At 45.1% G+C, this 21,489-nt stretch carries 20 protein-coding genes; 3 read left to right on the top strand and 17 right to left on the bottom strand.

All coding sequences use genetic code 11. From position 1 onward, the window contains the following. Positions 1-16: 16 nt before the first annotated feature. The 4 genes from DHBDCA_RS02895 to trxB form a co-directional block, all read right to left on the bottom strand. A complete protein-coding gene (locus tag DHBDCA_RS02895; protein ID WP_015042658.1) occupies positions 17-2,044 on the bottom strand; it encodes a penicillin-binding protein in 2,028 nt (675 codons plus the stop codon). A gap of 178 nt (positions 2,045-2,222) precedes the next feature. After that, positions 2,223-2,822: a rhomboid family intramembrane serine protease gene (locus DHBDCA_RS02890; RefSeq protein ID WP_021315403.1), complete on the bottom strand. Its 600-nt coding sequence runs from the start codon at positions 2,820-2,822 to the stop codon at positions 2,223-2,225. 165 nt (positions 2,823-2,987) lie between these two features. Next, on the bottom strand, positions 2,988-3,422 hold the full coding sequence (locus tag DHBDCA_RS02885) for a LysM peptidoglycan-binding domain-containing protein (protein WP_015042655.1): 435 nt from the start codon (positions 3,420-3,422) through the stop codon (positions 2,988-2,990). Positions 3,423-3,512: 90 nt separating this feature from the next. Then, positions 3,513-4,427, bottom strand: a complete 915-nt coding sequence (gene trxB / locus DHBDCA_RS02880) for a thioredoxin-disulfide reductase (protein ID WP_015042654.1) — start codon at positions 4,425-4,427, stop codon at positions 3,513-3,515. Positions 4,428-4,623: 196 nt separating this feature from the next. Here trxB and DHBDCA_RS02875 point away from each other — a divergent pair, with 196 nt between their 5' ends. Both DHBDCA_RS02875 and DHBDCA_RS02870 read left to right on the top strand, forming a co-directional pair. Then, entirely contained in the window at positions 4,624-7,494 is a 2,871-nt protein-coding gene (locus DHBDCA_RS02875; protein WP_015042653.1) for a UPF0182 family membrane protein, read from the top strand. A gap of 28 nt (positions 7,495-7,522) precedes the next feature. Next, positions 7,523-8,755, top strand: coding sequence for a mechanosensitive ion channel family protein (locus DHBDCA_RS02870; RefSeq protein WP_015042652.1), 1,233 nt, complete (start codon positions 7,523-7,525; stop codon positions 8,753-8,755). 7 nt (positions 8,756-8,762) lie between these two features. On the opposite strand, the gene DHBDCA_RS02865 is transcribed toward DHBDCA_RS02870, so the two are convergent. The 8 genes from DHBDCA_RS02865 to DHBDCA_RS02830 form a co-directional block, all read right to left on the bottom strand. Further along, the gene (locus tag DHBDCA_RS02865; protein WP_015042651.1) at positions 8,763-9,167 is read right to left on the bottom strand and encodes a ferritin family protein; all 405 of its coding nucleotides are present in this window, start codon (positions 9,165-9,167) and stop codon (positions 8,763-8,765) included. 112 nt (positions 9,168-9,279) lie between these two features. Continuing rightward, positions 9,280-9,978 carry a hypothetical protein gene (locus DHBDCA_RS02860; protein ID WP_015042650.1) on the bottom strand — a complete coding sequence of 233 codons (699 nt, stop codon included), beginning with the start codon at positions 9,976-9,978 and terminating at the stop codon, positions 9,280-9,282. Between the two features lie 37 nt (positions 9,979-10,015). Beyond that, a complete protein-coding gene (locus DHBDCA_RS02855; RefSeq protein WP_242824955.1) occupies positions 10,016-11,086 on the bottom strand; it encodes a hypothetical protein in 1,071 nt (356 codons plus the stop codon). Beyond that, positions 11,083-12,087, bottom strand: coding sequence for a phosphodiester glycosidase family protein (locus tag DHBDCA_RS02850; protein ID WP_015042648.1), 1,005 nt, complete (start codon positions 12,085-12,087; stop codon positions 11,083-11,085). Before DHBDCA_RS02850 ends, DHBDCA_RS02855 begins: the two co-directional genes overlap by 4 nt. Then, positions 12,084-12,650 carry an ANTAR domain-containing response regulator gene (locus DHBDCA_RS02845; RefSeq protein WP_015042647.1) on the bottom strand — a complete coding sequence of 189 codons (567 nt, stop codon included), beginning with the start codon at positions 12,648-12,650 and terminating at the stop codon, positions 12,084-12,086. The genes DHBDCA_RS02850 and DHBDCA_RS02845 overlap by 4 nt, the downstream gene beginning before the upstream one ends. A gap of 198 nt (positions 12,651-12,848) precedes the next feature. After that, positions 12,849-13,403 carry a hypothetical protein gene (locus DHBDCA_RS02840; protein ID WP_015042646.1) on the bottom strand — a complete coding sequence of 185 codons (555 nt, stop codon included), beginning with the start codon at positions 13,401-13,403 and terminating at the stop codon, positions 12,849-12,851. A 157-nt stretch (positions 13,404-13,560) separates the two neighbouring features. Next, positions 13,561-14,487 carry an ATP-binding protein gene (locus DHBDCA_RS02835; RefSeq protein WP_015042645.1) on the bottom strand — a complete coding sequence of 309 codons (927 nt, stop codon included), beginning with the start codon at positions 14,485-14,487 and terminating at the stop codon, positions 13,561-13,563. A 345-nt stretch (positions 14,488-14,832) separates the two neighbouring features. Beyond that, complete coding sequence (locus tag DHBDCA_RS02830; RefSeq protein ID WP_015042644.1) at positions 14,833-15,576, bottom strand: DnaD domain-containing protein; 744 nt, start codon at positions 15,574-15,576, stop codon at positions 14,833-14,835. Between the two features lie 202 nt (positions 15,577-15,778). Between DHBDCA_RS02830 and DHBDCA_RS02825 the strand changes: the two genes are divergently transcribed. Further along, positions 15,779-16,369 carry an HD domain-containing protein gene (locus DHBDCA_RS02825; RefSeq protein WP_015042643.1) on the top strand — a complete coding sequence of 197 codons (591 nt, stop codon included), beginning with the start codon at positions 15,779-15,781 and terminating at the stop codon, positions 16,367-16,369. 6 nt (positions 16,370-16,375) lie between these two features. On the opposite strand, the gene DHBDCA_RS02820 is transcribed toward DHBDCA_RS02825, so the two are convergent. The 5 genes from DHBDCA_RS02820 to DHBDCA_RS02800 form a co-directional block, all read right to left on the bottom strand. Then, entirely contained in the window at positions 16,376-18,124 is a 1,749-nt protein-coding gene (locus tag DHBDCA_RS02820; RefSeq protein WP_015042642.1) for an MBL fold metallo-hydrolase RNA specificity domain-containing protein, read from the bottom strand. A 39-nt stretch (positions 18,125-18,163) separates the two neighbouring features. Beyond that, complete coding sequence (locus DHBDCA_RS02815) at positions 18,164-18,802, bottom strand: response regulator (RefSeq protein ID WP_015042641.1); 639 nt, start codon at positions 18,800-18,802, stop codon at positions 18,164-18,166. 17 nt (positions 18,803-18,819) lie between these two features. Then, complete coding sequence (locus tag DHBDCA_RS02810; RefSeq protein ID WP_015042640.1) at positions 18,820-19,941, bottom strand: sensor histidine kinase; 1,122 nt, start codon at positions 19,939-19,941, stop codon at positions 18,820-18,822. Positions 19,942-20,155: 214 nt separating this feature from the next. Beyond that, positions 20,156-20,395 carry a thioredoxin family protein gene (locus DHBDCA_RS02805; RefSeq protein WP_015042639.1) on the bottom strand — a complete coding sequence of 80 codons (240 nt, stop codon included), beginning with the start codon at positions 20,393-20,395 and terminating at the stop codon, positions 20,156-20,158. 45 nt (positions 20,396-20,440) lie between these two features. Next, positions 20,441-21,442, bottom strand: coding sequence for a permease (locus DHBDCA_RS02800; protein ID WP_015042638.1), 1,002 nt, complete (start codon positions 21,440-21,442; stop codon positions 20,441-20,443). Positions 21,443-21,489: the final 47 nt, after the last annotated feature.

Raw genomic sequence — 21,489 nt, 5'->3', positions numbered from 1 at the left:
TATCCCTCAATCGAAGCTACTTACCTGTCCCAAACAGAACTTCGATCGTATCTCCCCGATTGACAACTTTGCCGGCCTCCGGTGACTGTTTATAGGCGAGCCCGCTGCCGCCGAATTCATAGCGCAAATCCAGTTTTCCTAGTAATTCGCCGGCTTGTCTGATGGTCAATCCTTTTAGATCAGGTACAAGGACTTCGCCTTCCCCGGCCTGTCTGGCAGGAGTATTGTTCTTGTCTGCTGCCGTATTACCGTTTTTAGCGGCTGCTTGCTCCGCCAGAACGTCAGGGTCAACCTTGGTAAGATCACTCGGGGTCTCAGCGGAAACCGGCACGCCATAATATTGTAAAGTGCCCTCGATAATATTTTTAACGCGCGGTCCACCGAGTGTTCCCCCCTGGATGACCGGTGCATGTGGGGTATCAATAACTACCAGTACGGCTATCTTTGGATCGTTGGCCGGAGCATAGCCGACAAAAGAGACGATATAATCGGTATCCGAGTACTTCCCGGTTTCAGGATCAATTTTCTGGGCTGTTCCCGTTTTGCCGGCAACTTTGATACCGGAAATTTTAGCCCGGCTTCCGGTACCGCTGTCTACGACACTCACGAGGATATCGCTCATGGTCTTGCTGGTTGTCTTGGAAATAACCTGACGGACAACCTTCGGCTGGGTTTTACTGACGATCTCCCCGTCCTTATTCTTAATGTTTTCTACAATATACGGCTGCATGAGCTGGCCTCCGTTGGCCACCGCACAGATTGCCGTTAAGAGCTGGATCGGGGTGACAAGGTTGGCCTGACCGAACGACATGGTCGCCAGTTCAAGGCTTTTGACCCTGCTCTTGTCAATCAATAGGCCTCTTTCTTCACCGGAAATATCAATATCTGTCAGACTTCCGAAGCCAAAAGACTTTAAGTATGTATAGAATAGGTCTCTGCCTAGTTTTTGTCCGACCTGGGCAAGTACAACGTTGGAAGACAGCTTCATGCCATCGACGAAAGTAATGTTGCCATGCGCCTTTCTGTCGGAATCCCAGTTTGTGATCCTGCGGCCCCCGACAACCCAATAGCCTGGATCTTTGAAGAGCTGGGTCGTATTAATGGCATTTTCTTCGAGTGCTGCCGATCCGGTGATGATTTTAAACGTGGACCCGGGTTCATAAATCATGCTGATGGCCAGGTTTTTCCTTTGATCCGGTTTGGTGGAGGCATAATTGCTCGGATCATAGGACGGTCTGGAGCCCATACCGAGTATTTTGCCGGTCTTGGGATCCATGGCCAGGATAACCGCTCTCTGTGGCTTGGTTTCTGCCACAATATCATCCAGCTCGTGTTCAATGAGATGCTGAATGGTGGAATCGAGGGTCAGGGTTAAATTGTCCCCTGACTGTACATTATCCTGAATCTCATTGTTTTGATCCGTTTCTGCCGGATTCTCTAAATTTGCTTCCCCTTTAAGCTCGGCGTTGTAGGAATACTCCAGACCTTCAACCCCGTCTCCAGCCATATTGACGATGCCAAGTATAGCCGCTCCCATCTCCCCTGCCGGATAGCTTCTTTTATAATTATCACTGAAGCCGATCCCTTGAATATCAAGTTCTTTAATTTTTTCCGCCGTACTGATATCTACCTGCCGTTTCAAGCTGACCCATGCCAAGTCTTTTCGCAGCAGGGTAAGAATATCATTTTTATCTTCCCCCAAAATGGCCGCAATATTTTCAGCGATTTTCTCTTTTTTTTGTAATATTTGCTCGCTTGTCAGCGTTTTATCCTTGGCAATGGATTTATCCAGCATTCTCGGATCGGCATAGACATCCTTCACCGGCACACTTTTCGCCAGCACATTGCCCTGTGCATCCATAATGGCTCCCCGCTCATAAAGCATGGTCTGTCTTATCGCCTGGAAATCTGCACCTCTGGCCTTTAACTCTGCGGAATTGATAACCTGGAGGTAAAACAGTCTTCCTAATATTAAGACGCTCAAACCGATGAGCAGGCCATAGATAACCCACTCCCGGTAAAAATACTGCTTCGTTTTTTTCACGGTGTTGTTCCTTTCCTGTCATGATGCTCTGCTTCTATTTTACCATATGTTTTCAAGTTGATAAGATCCAAAACATCAAAAGCTCACATAATCTTAACTATCGATGGCAATTAAATAAAAACCACCTTGCTAAGATCTGTGAGCTTGAATCTATTCTCCCCCAATTAAACGAAAGCATTCATTGTAAATTTTGTCTTTGACGCTGCAAGAAAAGGAGAAGCGCACTGCTGACAGCGCCGCCAAAAAGTCCGCCTAAATGAGCGAAATTATCGATACCTGAAAAAACAACACCAAAGACCAAGTTAATACCGAGCACGATTGCAAGATTGGTAATCAGACCCGTTCTCCAAAACGCTGGTTTTCTGCAGCCATAAATGATAATTGCCCCCAGCAGGCCGAATATCGCTCCGGAGGCACCTGCCGACAATTCGGGTCCCCAGAGATAACTGATAAGTGACCCGGCCAGACCGCTGAACAGGTAAATCAGCAAAAAGCGGCCATGGCCAAACAATCTCTCGGCTAATTTTCCCAGAACAATCAGTGCGTACACGTTGAACAGAAGGTGGGTAAAACCGATATGTATGAACATACTGGTCAAAAGACGCCAGTATTGCCCTGCATCGATCAATGTATTCATTTTAGCCCCGAAAAAGATCAGGACATATGGGTTTTGCGTCCCCCCGGCCAGCTCCATGACAAGAAAAACAACCACATTGATCAGGACAAGCAAATAGGTTACATAAAAAACTTTGAATTCTTCCTTATATGTCGTATTCATTTCATCCACCATTCATCATAATGATTAAAAATGCCCATATTTATCGGCATTCGCTTGAAAATTTATGAGAAAGACGGCAGCCGGAATGTGTGCACCTTAAGAACCCTGAATGTGTATCCGGCTGCCGGTTTTGTCCTCCGCACCTGACGCGGGAACATGATTCACTTAATATCTGGGAGGAATAAAAAGTCTTTCACCGGGATAGATAAGATCGGGATTGCCTAAATGGTTATACCCAGCAAGTTCACGCCAATCCAGTCCATATCTCTGCGCGATTTTGTAAACGGTATCCCCTTTTTGAACGACATAAACTTCCGGCAGCGGCTTATGAACCTCCATGTGTTCATAATAAGGTGTACAGCCGCATGGATCGCATGGATCGCAGGTATACCCTGACTGCGTCTGCTCCGCATACATGCCTTCAGGACCCATCTGTTCATACTGAGACATCATTTCCGGGTTCATCATGCCCATCATATCCTGCTGGTTCATCATACCAGTCATCTCAGGCTGATTCATCATACCGGTCATATCAGGCTGATTCATCATATTTACAGCCGGCGGCTGATTCATATAGCCGGATTTTCTTCCGAAGTACATCTCCATACCTCCTTTTTGTTATAGGATATGGAGAAACACTGCTAAAGTGTCTGTACATGGTAATAATTGTCTGATTATTTTTACGTGTTTCTATTCCATTTTCGCCAGATACTTTTCAACCTGAACTGCCGCAAGCGCTCCATCCCCGACTGCGGTTGCAACCTGTCTCAAAGGGGTATTACGGATATCTCCGGCCGCATAGACCCCATTAATATTTGTTTTCAGCAAAGCATCTGTGATAATATACCCATATTGATCGACTTCGAAGTATTCTGACGTAAACTTGGTATTTGGTTCGGTGCCGATATAAATAAAGACACCGTCAACCTCGATTTCTTCCACAGCCCCGGAACCGGCATTCTTAAGAATTATTTTTTGTACTTTATCATTACCGGCGATCTCCTGAACAACACTGTCCAGGACAAACTTAACTTTCGGGTTTTCTTTCGCCCTTTGGGCTGCTACCTGCGAAGCTCTGAACTCTTTTCGGCGGTGAACGATATAGACTTCAGATGCAAACTTCGTCAGGTAGACACCTTCCTCCAGCGCGGCGTTTCCGCCGCCGATGACAGCGACTTTCTTTCCTTTATAAAACGCCCCATCACAAGTGGCACAATACGATACGCCGCGTCCGTGAAAGGTATCTTCTCCCGCTACGCCCAAAAAACGCGGCTTGGATCCGGCAGCAATGATCATCGCTTTCGCTTCGAGGGTTTGCTGTCCGGTCACAACCGTCTTTATTTCTTTCTGAAGATCCAGATGCAGGACCGGTTCGAAAATGAATTCGGCGCCCTGATTCATGGCTTGTTTATAAAAAGCATTCATTAAATCGAAGCCGGTAATCCCTTCCGGAAATCCCGGATAATTTTCAATTTTTTCCGTCGCCGCTGCCTGCCCGCCCGGCATCATGGATTCGACAACTGCTGTTTTTAATCCTCCCCTTGCCGCATAAATGGCTGCTGTAAGCCCTGCAGGGCCGCCTCCGATAATAATCAGATCATACATTACTGCACCAACCTTTTGTTTTATTCTTAGCTTAATTTTTATGTTTATTAAAAGTATAGCTCAGAAATTTATTTTCAGGAAGCCAATAAGGTGAATTTTATGATAAACTATGAATATATTGCCAACAATAAAAAATAAATATGCAGATGTTTACATACATTTCTGTGATTTGAACAATTTAACTCAGGAGGGAAATATGCGCGGGAAATCTATTTTAAAACCTGGTCTCAAGGTACTCGTTTTACTCATCATTATTATTGCTGTGCTTTCGGCCTTGAGCGGATTCTACGAAGACTGGCTGTGGTTTACCGACTTAGGGTACGCAACTCTATTCTGGACACCGTTCTTCAGCAAAGTACTTATTCAGGCCATTAACGGAACAATGTTGTTTTTAGTGATTTTCGCAACATTGATGTCGGGAAGACATGCGTTTACAACGTTTTACAATGAAAGATTCCGTAAAAGGATCAGACTGGTCGAAGAAGTCAACCTTCCGCCTGCTGTCAGTCCGCGCAGGGTTACCATTTCCTTGCTTGTCTTATCTGCCGTGATCAGTATTATAGTGAGCTTCATCGTCGGTTTTACCGGCTGGCTTGATTTTCTGTCCTTTGTGAATGCCTCTTCCTTTAATTATTCCGACCCGCTGTTTAATCAGGATCTTGGTTTCTTTGTGTTTAAGCTTCCTTTCTTTGAGACTATTTATAACGCATTTTTCTCTCCAATCCTTATTTTAACCCTGTTTACCGCACTTTTCTATATTATGACGGGGGTCGTCCGCTTCCATTCCATCCGGTTTTGGAAGAAAGATGCTGTTGTGATCAGTCCCACAGCCAGAAGGCATCTTGGAATTCTTTTAACCCTTCTTTTTGCGCTGAGAGGCTTTGGCTACTATATCAGCGCCTATGAAATCGTTTACTCGCATAGAGGCCACGTCGTCGGTGCCGGATACAGCGACATTTACGCTTCGCTTCCAGTCTTTAAAATCCTGGTCGTTGTGAGCCTGGTCTGTTTCCTGTTTTCCCTTATCGCTTTTTTCCGAAAAGATTCTCGTTTGTTGACCCTGCCGGTCTCGTTTTTGATTGTCTTTTCGTTTTTCACTTCCGGTATCTTTCCTACCATGCTCCAGTCCCTGGTTGTCGTTCCGAACGAGCTGCAAAAAGAAGCGCCGTACATTGCCAGCGAAATCCAAATGACCCGCTACGCCTACGGTTTGGATAAAATTAAGGAGCAGGATTACACCGGGGTTGAGAAGGTTACTGCACAAGACTTAAAAAACGAACTCGGAACGCTGAATAATATCCGCCTGAATGATCCCCGCCCCATGCAGCAGATCTACACGCAAAAACAAGGGATACGCCAATACTATAAATTTAATGATATTGATGTGGACCGCTACAAAATTGGTGATACATATCGCCAGGTTATGCTCTCGGCGAGGGAAATTTCACTTCAGGACCTTGATCCGAAAGCCTTGACCTTTGTTAACACCCGGTTTAAATACACGCATGGTTTCGGCTTAACCGCTTCGTTCGCCAATGCTGTCACCACCAAAGGGCTTCCTGCTTTTGCCGTAAGCAATGTGCCACCGCAAACAGACTATGCGGAACTGAAGATTACCGAACCGCGAATCTACTTTGGCGAACTGACGAATGACTGGGTCGTTGTCAACACCAATTCCAAAGAATTTGATTATCCCCTAGGCAATGACTTTGCGAAGAACAGCTATACCGGCAAGACAGGTATCCCGTTTACTGCCTTTAACAAACTGATGCTGTCTCTTCATCAGATGACCCCGCGTTTTTATCTGGCCGGAGAAGTGACCTCCGAAAGCAAGCTTCTTCTGTACCGGAATGTTCTGGAACGTGTCAAAAAACTGGCGCCGTTTCTGACCTATGACAATGATCCTTATGCTGTGATTGACAACGGCAGGATCAAATGGATCATTGACGCCTATACGACAACGAACAGCATTCCTTACTCCAGCAAATACTCCACCCAGGATTTTAATTATATCCGCAATTCCGTTAAAGTCGTTGTCGATGCTTACGACGGGACCGTTGATTTCTACGCGGTCGACAAAGAAGATCCTATTCTTCAGACCTATCAAAGGATTTTCCCGGGTGTATTTAAAAGTATTTCGGAAATGCACAATTCCATAAAATCGCACCTGCGCTATCCGGAAACGATGTTCAAAATCCAGTGTGACATGCTGAACACGTTTCATATGACCAACACCACTGTATTTTATAATAAAGAAGATGCTTGGAACGTTGCGAAGGAAATTTATGGTTCATCGGAACAAAATGTGGATCCCTATTACGTAATCATGAAACTTTATGGGGAAACAAAGGAAGAATTTGTACTAATGCAGCCTTTTACCCCGGCCTCAAGTTCTACGAACAGCCGGAATAATCTTGTCGCTTGGCTCGCCGCCAGGATGGACGGTGAGAATTACGGCAAACTCGTCTTATACAAAATGCCCAAAAATATGGAGATTGACGGTCCGTTCCAGGTTGAGTCCAGAATCGATCAGGATCCCGAAATTTCCCAAGAGTTTGCGTTATGGAACCAAAAAGGATCGAGCGTTCTCAAAGGAAATCTCCTGGTATTGCCGATTGGCGGTAATTTCCTGTTTGTAAAACCGATTTATCTGCAATCCACAACCAGCGGCAGTATTCCTGAGTTGAAACGCGTGGTTATCGTCTATGAAGATAAGATCGCGATGACCGAAACGCTTGAAGAAGGACTGAAGGAAATCTTTGGCCGTTATATCCCCTCTTTGGATACGCTGCAGGAAACGCCTGTTGATAATGCAGGGAATCCTGATCAGACAAATGCAACCGATCCCACGAAAACAGAGCTGCAAAGTGTACTGGACCAGATTAAGCAGATTAGGGGAATGCTTGACGCCTTGGAAAATCAGCTCACAACCATCAATAACGAAGGCCTTACTGTGGACAGCGGATTGGATACCAGTCAGGAGCTTCCGGCGGGTGATAATGCTGGTAATACCTCCGCCGGTTCTGCTAAAGATACAGCTAAAGCTACCGTGAACGCGGGCCGATAGGCACATCCACATTTGAAAGGTAGTGCGTATGATATTCAATCTGGACCAATGGCTGATTTACAAAGGAATTGAAGAAACGGCTGCAGTCCTGATCGCGAATGCCGCAGCGGTGGTGATGGTTCTGCTGGTCAGTATTTTGGCCTTCATCGTTACAAAGCAAGTATTCCTGCGAATCCTTGCTTTCTACATCCATCGCAACAAAATCCTCTGGGATGATAAGCTTCTTGGCAGGAAAGTCTTCAGACGCCTGGCGCATATGATCCCGGCAATTGTAATCTACGCCGTAGCCGGACTGTTCCCGGAATATTCCGGCTTCATTCAAAAAATAGCGATTATTTACATCATTGTGGCCGGCACATTGGCCATGCTCGCTTTGCTTGACGCGATTGACGATATTTATCGGACTTTTGAAGCTTCCCGGTTCAAACCGATCCGCAGCATCGTCCAGGCCCTGAAAATAGTCGTCTGGCTCATCGGCGGCATCTGGATGATTGCTACGATGATTGACCGTTCCCCTCTCCTTCTGCTAAGCGGAATTGGAGCAGTAACGGCAATCATCCTCTTGATCTTCAAGGATTCTCTTCTAGGTCTGGTAGCGGGGATTCAGCTGTCTTCCAATGATATGCTCAGGATCGGCGACTGGATAGAAATGCCCAAGTACGGCGCTGACGGTGACGTTACGGACATTTCCCTGAACACCGTCAAAGTCAGAAACTTTGATAATACGATTACAACAATTCCGTCGTATGCCCTGATCTCCGATTCCTTTAAAAACTGGCGCGGTATGCAGGAATCCGGCGGCAGAAGAATTAAAAGGTCTATTTTTATTGACAGTTCCAGCATCCGTTTCTGCACCGATGATATGCTGGCGAAGTTCAAGGAATTCCGATATCTTTCTGAGTATATCGAGAATAAAAAACGGGAGCTTGAGAAATACAACCTGGAACATGACATTGATCCTGCTCAGCTCGTAAACGGCAGAAGACTTACGAACATTGGTACCTTTCGGGCCTACCTTCAGACCTATCTTGAAAACCACCCGGAGATCCACCCGGAAATGACCAGGATGGCACGTCAGCTTCCGGTGACCGAGTACGGGATTCCGATCGAAATCTATGCGTTTACCAAGGATACATCCTGGGAAAGCTATGAAACCGTCCAGGCCGATATTTTTGACCATATCCTGGCCATTGTTCCGGAGTTTGAGCTGCGGATTTATCAAAGCCCCACCGGCTACGATCTGCGGCATATGGGGCTGTGAGCTTTCTTTAGACTTTTAAAAACCACAAGAACCAGACTGCATGGTTTTGCTCATCGGCGGCTGCTCTTTTGAATTGTTCCTTGATAAAAGGATCCTGTGTCTTTTCAGCCACATTATGATAGAAATCAACCGTATGCTGCTCATCCTGAAAGGCAGACTTTAGAGCTGTCCTGTAAGCGGCAGGACATTCTTCAGTCATCTGAGGGTTTGGTTTTGTCCCTGTGATTTCAGTAAATATCTGAGAAAATATGTGATAATGCCGCACCTCGTCCTGGCGGATCTCCAGGATTTGTTTTCTTATTTCCTGATTCGGCGCTTTTTCAGCCAGCTTGGCGTAACAGGCGATCGCGCTATACTCTCCGTTGATTGCCCTGACCAAATCCTGAGTTAATGAGCTTGTGCCCGGAACCATATAAGATACCTCCCCAACATCAATTGTTGGTTTATTCTATCTCATTAATTCACGGATCGTGCCTGGCTATTAATTTCCTGATCAGAAAATTTTAAGTACGCATTCGCCGCGTTCAGGCCAGCCGTTTTACACTTTCCGCCAGGGCACCCATTAGACGGTGAAACCCCAAGGCATTTTGAGCTGGAACCCGGTAATGTTTGTTGATCTCTATCTGTACTGCCGGAATTCCCAGTTCGTGTGAGACAAAATGGGAGACGGTATTCGCGCCGGAAGCGGCAAAAAAGTCCGTCGAAACTCTGGCTAAGCCGAAATCCCGGAAGTTTTGTTCCAGGATTTCCAAAATATTCGCCTTGCCAAGCAGGTTCTTCTTTTGATTTGTGCCCAGGTCCACATCGAAATCTCTCTCCCGGGCAGCCCCATGAATGTCCAGAACAACCTTTACTTTCTTTTCACGGCAGAAGCTGGCGATCCGGTCTTTATACAGGCAGGGATCGTCGGCATTCGGGTCTCCGCCGTAGAGCTTTGTCGCTGCTATGGCATGGCATCCCGTCAATTTGTTTAACAGGAAGACAACCGAGCCGGTGAACTGGTCCGACACCAGGATCTTTTTCTGCCTGTAATGCCTGACCGCATGCGGCGCGGACACCAGCACCGGAAGCTCCCCGCGCGTTAACAGGAACGGCTCTTCCTGCCGTGGATTGACGCGTTTGTCTGTTTTATAGAAATATACTTTTTCTATATTAACGGCTTCTTCATTTAAGCGGGCCCAATTATATTCATTTAAGACCTTTTCAGGCATATTCTCCATCATGGGACTAGTACCTCGTTAACTTTAAAATTGGCATGAACTATACTTCCCTCCAGTAATAAACAGACTTTTCGTTTCCCGGCAAAAGCTCCAGGTACAAATCACCCGTTGGAGCTAGGATGATGACCGCATTGGATTCTGTAGTGGACATATCCGGTAATCTCAGCCATTGATGTTTGCCGTTAGCGGAAATAACGTCCAGGCGTCCCCTGCTTTTGATTATGACCTGATTCGCACTGCTGATTTTTGTTTCTGTCTCCGCATACGGAATCTCCCCTTGCCAGACCACGGCTTCCGTCATCGCCGGGCCGGATGGCTGTACTTGATAAACGGTTACCTCCCGAAGGATGTTCCCGCTGATTTTGCCAACATAGATTTTGTCGTCACGACAGCCAAGCAGCGTATCTTCAGGGTCAACAGAAATAGGGTTCTTACTGCCGGCCTGATAAACATCAATCGTCTTGTCCGTCCCCATTCTGCTCTCTGCATAGATGCTGCCGAATTTATTGGAAACCGCAATGTTTAGGATTTCTTCTCCCTGCTGATTCACCCTGTTCAGGGTCTTCATAATATCCATTGTAATCAGCTGGTGAATCTGATTGTCATCCTTAAACAAGATAAATAGCTTGTTCGTATAGGTCGACATTTCAATTTGCAGCACCTGATCGACCGCAAGACTTAATTCCCTGTCCAGCATCGGTTTAAAGCTGTTCAATTCAGAAGAGCCGGTGCTGAAATCCACTGAATATAAGCTTGTCACGGCATTCTTGTTCTGCTCCCTGATCAGATAGACCATACCGTTCCGGTCCGGAAGCCAGGCGAAGCCAATAATCTTTGCCGTGTCCTTTTCCGGACTCTCCGCAAAAATTTTCGTGTTGGTCGTCAAGTCAATGACTTCAAGATAACGTCCAGTTTGATAAGCCAAAAACTTTTTATTGTATGACAGCATGAAACTATCAGCCTGACTGAGATCCGTCTTCAAAACATAAACCTGATTAATGTGCAAAGAAGGGTTTAACAGCTGATCTGCTTTCCAGTTCAGCAGCGCATAAACAGCAAGCTGTAAGACCAGGGAAAGCATTATAAGCCAGATCATCCATCGCCTTTTCAATTCTGCCCCACCCCACTCTGATTCTTTCCTGGCATGACCACAAAAGCTGTAGGCATATAACGTTCACCGTAGATGTTCCAAAGTTGATTGATAATCCGACCTTGATAGAACAATTCCGTTGAAGAACCGCCGTCAAGATTCACTGCATTTTCAGCCCCGTATTCTATAAATACATTCATCAGATCCCGCAGTGTGGCTCCCATACTCCAGTCAGGCTGTCTGCCGTCGATCACAACAAAAACAACCGTACCATCGGCTTTTTGCCCGATTCCTGTCCTGGGAGCAAGGCCCTGACCTCCGTCACCTTTGATCTGAGGTTCTCCGTTCAGGATAAGGTTTGGTTCGAAGCTGACCGCATGCCGAATCCCAAGATCACCGATAATCCCTGAAGAGATTTCCTTGGCAGAGACTGTCCGGAGGATCAGCTTTCCTTCCTTGTTAAAACCGATCAGATTCGCACTTTTAGCTGCGTTCAGGTTTTCATGAATGAGCTGCCCATCCCTGACGGTGATCCCATCCGGATAAGCGCCGTTCCCCTGAGAATTCGGATCATAAAAGCCTCCGCCATTTATACCGGCTACCGCACCCTCCGCAGTGACCAGTTCTGATAAGCGTTGTCCGGCTACGCCAATCTCTTTGGTAGCCGCTACTTCAATCTGAAGAGGATTACGTACGAGCATGACAATGCCTTTAAAATATTTACCTTCAATATTCTCTAGCCTGATCCCGTTTTCTTCATCCACAATTTGATGGTCAATATGCTGGATGACAGGTTCCACGGTAACTGATGTATTTCCATATTTCTGAGTGATTTCTGCAATTTTCTGCTCCGCTAAAAAAAAATCCGCGACTTGAGGATGGCGGGACGACAGAATCGTACTGACCGTAACATACGTCAACGAATGAAAAGGACCGTAAAAAACAATGAAAGGTCCTAAGAGGATAAACAACAGCATATTCCCAACGATGAACCGGATCACAAATTGTTTTTTTGTTATCAAGGTCTCCACGTTCCTTTTACGACTTCGGCAGCGATTGCCCGAATTGTTTTTCTTGAGGTCATCGCTTCTGTTCGAATCGAGGCATAGGCTGTTTCTTCATCCATCCCGCCTGCAATCAGGATTAAAATCGCCTGATACACCAGTTTTCTTGTTTTAAGCTCGTCATTTAATTTATTCATTTCTTTGCGCTGTTCTATTTCTCTGTTAAACTGGTGTTCAGCCTGGGCAATCCCGGAGACGACATCTATCGCTCTGAGCGGAGCCGTCATGATATGGTGGACATTGGTTTTCAGCGCAAAATCCAGGTTCACATAATCCTTTTGATCAAGCACGAAAATAACCGGACAAATATTGGCGTGTACGAGATTCTGAACAAGATCAAGCGGGGAAATCCCATGGATATCCCCTCCGCAAATGATCAGGTCAGGCTCAACCCGCTGCGCTATGCGCAGAGCCTCTATACCGCTGTCAGTCCTTGCAATGGCCTGATAATTGGCTAAAGGCAGGACGGCATTCAATTCATTGATTTGTTTTTCCTGGCTAATCAGTATGGCTCTTTTCATTTAGTCTCTTTACTCCATCAAGAAATCGGTCAACAATTCTATTATACTATTTGGCAAGGCAAAAAAAAATAAGTGCTTTGTACCAAGAATTTTTTGGATAACAAGGTACCAGGCACTTAATGATACTATATTTATAAGCTTCTAAGCAATGATTTTTCCTTACACTCCGTTTTACTACGGTGACATGGTTCGATAAAGTCAGGACTTTATCGACGAATCGACATTGAAAACCACCCTGGCTTCCGTATTTTGAGACGCACCGCCTTCGAGATTGGCTTTGATCGCCAGTACCATCTCATGCTGGCCTGCCGTCGCACTCTTGCCAGTTGCATCACCTAAGGCTTCAATATTTTCAAAGGCAATTTTAGCTGTTGCTCCGGGTTCCAGTGTCGGTATAATCCCTTCCTTGCTGACCTGCTTATTTTTATCTTCCAGGGACTGAATGGTCAGGACAACCGGCACATTGGTCATCGTGTTTTCAGTCATGTTTTGAATGATCGCAGAGACTTTAAAATGACTTGCCGGTAGGATCTGAACTCCCTTAAACATTTCCTCCCCATAAGTGATGTCCCGGATGACAATTTGAGGATCAAAATCAATACTTACAATTTTAATCTCAGGTTCTGTTTGTTCCGGAGTGGAAACGATCTCCGTATTTCCGATCAAGCTGCCCATAATACCAATAAGAGCAACCAATATGACCAGTCCTCCGACAAACAAATACTTTCTTTTAATAATGAAGAATTTAGCCAAGTGTCTGCACCTCCATAAAACCATTTCTAATAGAAAACCTATGCATGCTTTTCATGGACATGCATAGGTTTATACCCAAAAAATCCTTATGGTTTGAGGAAATTCGCCTTAAGCAGACAGCTTAGGAAAATATCTTAGCTTTTTTCTGATTGTACTCTTATTTTTTATCCTTTTTTAATCCTTCCCGTTTTAAATAATTCTGCATCCGGATGTCCTGTGGTGCAGACAAACGGAAAATCCTGCACATCTGAAGAAGCCGGGAGCAGGTCCGTTCTCCCAAATAATGATCGATCTCATCAAAATCAAGATTGGTCGTAATGACAGTCGGCAGCTGCTCGTTCATCCGATAATTCAAGATGGAGTAGATCCGGTTGCGGGACCATTCGGTATAATTATGCGCACCCAGGTCATCGAGAATCAAAATCGGTACGGTTCTGGCAATATCCAGCAAGTCGTATTCCGTATTTTCACTTTTATTACTGAATGTAGCACGCAGTTCATCCAAAAGGTCCGGGACAATCAAAAAGAGCAGCTTGTGATTATTTTCCAGAATCTCATTCGCGATGGAAGCTGCCAGAAACGTTTTGCCGCTTCCGACGGAGCCCGTGAAGAGCAGCCCGACTTCATGGGGATTTGTCCGGACATTTTTTACAAACTCCTTGGCGGCCTTCAGTGCTTTTTGGGCATTCAGGTAATCTTCCTGATCCTGCTGGGTGTTCCGATAGTATTCGAGGCTGAATTTTTCAAAACGGCAGTTCATCAGTTCCCTGGACAGACGTGCATATTTAAAGCTGTTTACAATCCTCTTTTTCTCCATACACGAACAGGGTACCGCAGTATCTCCGTTCAGGATGATTCCCCTGTCTCCGCAGAGCGGGCAGACAGCACCGGCTTCAATATTTGTTCCGTGCTGAACAGTCGGCTGAATCTTTATCTCCGATTCATTCCGATTTGTTTTATCCAAATCCGTTGCAGTCCGGTCTTCCATGTTCGTGTTTCCTTGATTCGGCAGCACTCTCTCAATGATACGATCTGTTCTTTCCAGATGAAATCCCCCTCTGACAACAATTTCGTTACCCTTCAATGATGTCTATCTACCTATATTTCAAATACCATTTTGCGAGAAAATGTTCTTAAAATAACCCCACAAATAATGAGATACATTCCAACGATCAGACCTGCTTGTCTAACCCGATAATCGGTCTGGGGATAGTCTAACATGCTTGTTATCAGTCTGCGTGCCACAGTACCGCGACGAGCGAAGCCTGGATGGCGTAGCGCGGCCTTTTGACGGCCACGGATGGCCTAATGTCGCGATGCCATGGATGGCAAGGAGCGACGCGTCACGGAAGACACAACGGCCGAAAGCGGTATTGTGGCACGCAGACTTGCCCTAACAAATTTGTATAATCATTCTCAGAACGCGCTACTAGAGATAAATATTATCATATTTGCTTTTGATTTTTGGTGAGCCTTTCAACGGTTTGGCATTTTTTTTATTTTGTCTGGACTGGAAATTTTGGTCCTCAGCCTCGACTTCCAGACGCGTTTTGATCCCCTTCTTCTCCCACTCTCTTAAAATAGAATCGAGATAGCGGAAATTCCGAATCCCGGCGCCAACGCCTCTTCGTAAAGCCTCAATAATCAGTTCTTCGGAATACGAGGCCATCAGCCATTTTTCAATATGTTCACACTCCAGACCGGTTAACGGCCTGCCTAATTCCTGTTCGAACAGCGAAGTCAGCTTAGCCTGAGAAAGGTCCGGCATATTCTCTATATTCATTTTGCCATTACGTTCACTGCCTGAGGACATCTGCTTAAACTCATTGATTCCCCATAATTCCAATAACTGATCGATCAGCCCACTGAAATCATATTCACGATTCACGCTGTTTTTCGCTTTGCGGCTATTGACAGAAAGCAGTCCTCGGGTCTGGAGATTCTGGATCATGATTTTGTATTCTTCAACCGAGAGTCCCATTTTTTTGGTGATCTGTTCCTCAATACGATCACTGTTCGTACTTGACTCAGTCATCATATGAATCATCAGCATCATTTCCTTGTGACCGATTCCAAGTTCCGTATAATGATCAAGAATAAGATTAGGAATCGAAACGGAACCGGAAAATAAAAGAGCTTGACAAAAGCCCCCGTATACCTTGTTTTTTGACAATGCTACCACCTCATACCATTCATTGATGTTAGAAAAAAATTATTGGCATTATTGCTACTATTCTATATATTACACTATTACTGTCCTAAAATCCTAAAGATTTTAGGAGGAAAAACAATTTTTATGACGACATTTTTTCCATGTATTGGAAGGACTTTTGCGTTTTTTTGCCGTAATACTTAACAGAAAGGTGGTGCAGGATATGGATATCTCCAAAGAACTATTTCAAATTATCAACCAATCCGGTGCTCATCCGGCTCTTGGCTGGAAACACTGTCAGCGGGTCTATCATTTATCCAAAGAATTATCTCAGCATCTCAACCTGAATGATGAAGTACTTTATATTTCTGCAATGCTTCACGATACCGGAAAGTACCCGATGTACGCGCTTCCCAACGTCGATCATACCCTCAGATCAAAAGGTGTCGCGATGAACCTGTTGAAGAGCTATCACTTTGAGCAGGAAAAACTGGCAAAAATTCTGGACGCCATTGAATGCCACATGTATTATTCCGAGCCGGGCAACAGTGACGAGGCTATTTATTTAAGGGACGCCAATATCCTTGATAATCTCGGAAACATCGGATTAATGAAACTGCTGAGCCTTGTCGGACAGGACGAGCTGATCCCGAGTCCCGATGAGGCTTTAATGCGAGCGCAGACCTTTGCTGAAGCACTGCCCAAGAAAGTATACTCCAAGACCGGCAGGAGAATCGCTGTCAAACGGCGCGAAGAGATCATGCGTTTTCTGTCAGGGATTAAGCGTCAGACTTCGGAGTATGCCTGGATCTGATTCGTTTTACCGTTTCATTCTTGTTTTTAAAAGATCGGAAATGCTCTCAAAGGTATCAATCAGGTTTTCATAGTCCTTGCGCTCATTGCTCCTATCAATGAATAGTTTCAGGTCTTTGCGGAGTTTGGTATAGGCTCTGTTTGCTTCGGAAAGCAGAACTTTTCTCCGGCGTTTGAAGGTTCTGCCCCCTGGTCCTTCTTCTGAAGATCTTTGCTTAACAGATTTGGACGAATGTGACTGCCATTCCTGAGGTGCAGGATAACCCATCCTATCTTCAATCTCCTTTAGCCAGGGCTTGGAAGGTTTCAGACGCTTGATTTCGCCGTCCGCTATCTCCAGGCATTCACCCAGTTCCGGAATGATTGGCGCAATCCCGAATTTTTGCTGGACCAGAGATGAAAACGCCTGAATCGCATCATCTTCGCCATGGACCAGGATGAGATGATCTGTGTTGCCGCCGGCGGCTTTAAGCCAGGCCAGCAATTCATTCTGGTCCGCATGCGCTGAAAAACCTTGGAACGCAACGATTTCGGCGTTGACCGCCACTTTCTCTCCATGGATAGTCACTTCTTTGGCACCGTCAGTTAAAAACCGGCCAAGTGTCCCTTGAGCCTGATAACCGACAAAGATGACCGTGGCATCGTGCCGCCACAGATTATGTTTCAAATGATGTTTGATTCTTCCGGCATCAGCCATCCCGCTAGCCGAAATGATAATCGCGCCGCCCTGTATCGCATTCAGCCGGATCGAATCCTCCGCAGTTTCACTCAAATGAAGATTCGGCATGGTAAACGGGCTTTGGCCCGCCTCCAGCAGCTGCTTGGTTTCCTGATCAAAATTCCGGGTATTCCGCCCAAATATTCTCGTCGCTGCAACAGCCAGCGGACTATCGATGTAAATCGGCATTACCGGAATTTTTTTGTCATCTTGAAGTTTGCGCAGGTAGTACAAAAGGTCCTGTGTCCGATTTATGGCAAAAGCCGGAATGATAATATTGCCGCCTTTTTGGTGGGCATTATTAATGACCCTGGCCAGGTTTTCCATTCGATTGGTTTTATCCGGATGAATCCGGTTGCCGTAGGTTGTTTCCATCACAATCATACAGGCATCTCGTATACCATCAGGATCCTTAAGCATACACGCTTCTTTAATCCCTACGGGATCTTCGACATAAGGCTGACCGGAAGTCCCGATGTCTCCGGAAAATGCAATGGTTTTCGTCGTATTGTTTTCTTTGACGCTGACAATGACATGGGCCGAGCCCAAGATATGCCCGGCATCGGCAAACTGAAAGGACAGCGATTGCGAGATCTGGGTCTTTTGATTATAGGCCGCCTCGACAAAGTGCTTTTGAGCATTCACCGCATCTTCAACCGTATAAATCGGTTCGATTAATGGAACATCCATCCTGCTGTGCTTGCGGTTTTTTCTGGTTACCTCCATTTCCTGGATGTGCCCGCTGTCCGGCAGCATCACAGAACATAGTTCTATGGTTTCCGTGGTCGCATAGATCGGCCCGCTGAAACCTTTTTTGATGAGCTTCGGAATAAGCCCGGAATGGTCAATATGGGCGTGCGTTAAAATCACAGCGTCAAGAAGGTTGGGATCAAACGGAAACGCGCCGTAATTCAGTTCTTTCATGATTTTGGAACCCTGAAACATTCCACAGTCAATCAGGATTCTGGTATCTGTTGTTTCCAGCAAATAACAGGACCCCGTCACAGTCTGACTGGCACCATAAAAACAAAGCTTCATGCGTATTCCCTTCTGCAGCCTTGTGAAGCCACAAAAAATTTATTCCAGTGTAATAAGTTTCGTCTTCACTGCTTTCAAAGCAGCCTGGGTGCGGTCTTCAACCTCTAGTTTTCTAAAAATACTGGAAAGATGATTTTTGACTGTTTTTTCACTTATAAACAGAGTTAAGCCAATATCTTTGTTTGACGAGCCTTTGACCACATAGGTAAGTATCTCCATTTCCCTGTTGCTTAATCCGAAATGATCTTTTGGACTGTTCGGATTGGAAAGCTGGCCAAGCAGTTTGCCGGTTACCGACGGGGACAGAATGGGTTCTCCAGCATATACTTTGCGGATGGAATCAACCAGAGCTTTCGGAATAACGTCTTTCAGCAGGTATCCAGCTACCCCGAGCTGTAATACCTGGAACACCTTTTCATCCGAGTCATCAACAGTAAGAATCAAAATCCCAATGTTCGGGAATTCCCTTCTGATGACTTTACAGGCTTCAAGACCATTTACCCCAGGCATATTCAAATCCATCAGCAGAACATCAAACGGCGTCTTCCTCGCCATATTAATTGCCCCTTGACCATCTCCAACTTCGGATACAACCTGAATGCCTTCTTCAAATTCCAGAATTCTTCGTAATCCTTCCCTGAGAAGCGGGTGATCATCGGCAATTACAACCCTTATCATCTTGATCCTTTCCTCCTTTATTCAGAATATGGAATGTTAAACGTAACAACAGTGCCCTTGCCCAGTTCTGATTGAATCGATAATTGTCCGGAGTAAGCCTGAATTCGCTCATTAATTCCAATCAAGCCGAAATGGGCACCGGAATTATCCAAGCCATTGCTGATATCAAATCCTTTACCATCATCGATAATCTGACCGACAATTCTGTCATCCTGAAAATTCAAATGAACCCTGCACTTCGGAGATTCCGCATGTTTGGCCACATTGGTCATCCCTTCCTGAACCAGTCGGAAAAGGGCCACTTCTACGGAAGAATCAAGCTCCCTTTCTTGTCCTTCCACGATAAGTTCACAGGTCAGCCCATACGTTTTTTCAAAATTTTTCATATAATGATTGATGGTATCAACAATTCCCGCCCCATTTAAAGGAATTGGCCTGAGTCCGAAAATGATTCTGCGGATATCCTTCAGATTATCCCTGACCAGCATATTCAGTTCTTTCAATTCTTTTTTCACCTGGCGGTGATCAAGCTCCAGAAGCTTCTCCGCTATTTCCAGACGCAGAACAATGTTGGCCAGACTCTGGGCGGGACCGTCGTGAACTTCACGGGCGACCCTCAGGCGTTCTTCTTCCTGGGCCTTGATGATCTGAAAAGCGGTTTCTTTTCTCTGGTCACTGCTATAGAACTGACTGATCTCACTGATTCCTTCTTTTAAAAGCCGCAGGGCAAGACTGACCTGGCTCATCAGGTCCTCAGCCTTAATCACTGTGATATCCAAATTTTTTAACGTTCTTTCGATTTCATCCCTGCGGGAACGCAGCTGAAGCTCTTTCGCCTGGAGCAGTTGCAGCTCTACCTGTGCATCCTTTGTTTCCGAATACGCTTCGAGCATCTGCTTCTCATTGAACTTATCGAAGTTCTTGTTGACTTCCATCAGCTTCCGACGGAAGCGTTTTTCTTTCATAAACTGGGTATCCACCATTTTGATGGTGTCTTCGATTTCCCTGCGCATAAATTCCAGCTCTTTTTTTAACCGTTGTATTTCATTGCGGGTCATCTCATAAATATTGAATATTTCTTCTTTACTGTTCTCGATTGCTTTGAGCGTTGATTCAAAAATGACTGTTAATTTATCCATGGCGTAACTCCCCAATAATCTTTGAATGGGTTAATTATATTTGATTCGACATTTTCTTGATATTTCCTACTTAAACACGTGTGAAATATGAAAGTATCTGCAGTAAGCTGCAAAAAACGAGCGAGTACTTTTTCATCGTACTCGCTTTTAATCATACCAAAATTATTTTATTCAATCACTACAAGCCAAATGCTAGCGATAGCTTCATTTTTTTCTACTTCGCAGTTTCTAGAATCTTTACGATTTCCTTGGGTTTTAGAACTTTCCCAAAAGATACCACCTTTTCGTCAATAACCAGGGCCGGCGTGGACATCACACCATAGGCCATGATGTCTTTAATATCGGTAACTTTGATTACTTCGGCAGCAATGCCCGTCTCTTCCAAAGCAGCTTTCGTGTTTTCAGCAAGGGTAACGCAATTTTTGCAGCCGGTTCCTAAAATTTTAATCATCATATTCAATACACTCCTTTTACTTGAAAATTCAAATATTATAACCTCTTATATGAGCAAATATCCGAAGGCATTAAATGTATAACCGATGATAAGAATACCAATGGTTACAATCCCTGCAAATATGATAAGCAGTTTCATTTTTACAACTTTCTTGAGCATGATCAACGACGGGAGAGAAAGTGCAGTTACAGCCATCATGAAGGATAAAGCAGTTCCCAGACCAACTCCCTTGGCCACTAACGCTTCCGCAATCGGCAGCGTCCCAAAAATATCCGCATACATTGGAACCCCTGCCAATGTAGCCAGCAATACCGAATACCATTTATCCTGACCCAGAAGCAAGGAAATCACGTTTTCAGGAATAAAATTGTGAATCACGGCACCTATACCGACACCTATTAGAATATAGACCCACACTCTTCTCACAATATCACGAACCTGATCTTTAGCAAAGTCCAGCCTTTCCCGGGCTGTTAACTGCTCCGGTTCTATTTCCGGCATTTTATTGCTGAATACAAACGGTTCTACATACTTTTCCAGCTTTGCTTTGCTAATCACGGTTCCGCCGATCACTGCCAGAATCAAGCCGACGACAACGTAGGCAATGGCAATGGTCCAATTAAAGATACTTGCCAGCAAAAGCACCGAAGCCAAATCCACCAGGGGGGATGATATTAAAAACGAGAAAGTAACACCGACGGGAAGCCCCGCACTAATAAAGCCAATAAAAAGCGGAATAGAAGAACAGGAGCAAAAAGGCGTTACCGTACCGAGTAAAGCGCCAATAATATTTCCTGAAATACCGTTAAACCTGCCGAGTATTTTTTTTGTTCTCTCCGGCGGGAAAAAGCTTTGGACATAAGAAATGACAAAAATCAGGACGGCTAGCAAAATAAATATTTTAAGAACGTCATAGATAAAAAAATGGAGACCGCCTCCCCAGCGATCCTGGATACTAAACCCTAATACATTCTCAACCAAGCGCTTTACCAAATTTGAAAGCCATTCCATCCTGAGCAATTGGTTGTTTAGCCATTCAAATACCATCTAAGTCACCTTCTTGCTGTTTATTTGTTTAATTCAATAGTTATTTT

The sequence above is a fragment of the Dehalobacter sp. DCA genome, from assembly GCF_000305775.1.
Taxonomy (GTDB): Bacteria; Bacillota; Desulfitobacteriia; order Desulfitobacteriales; family Syntrophobotulaceae; genus Dehalobacter; species Dehalobacter alkaniphilus.
The sequence above is the reverse complement of the archived record's forward strand: the minus strand, read 5'-3'. Positions and strand labels throughout refer to the sequence as shown.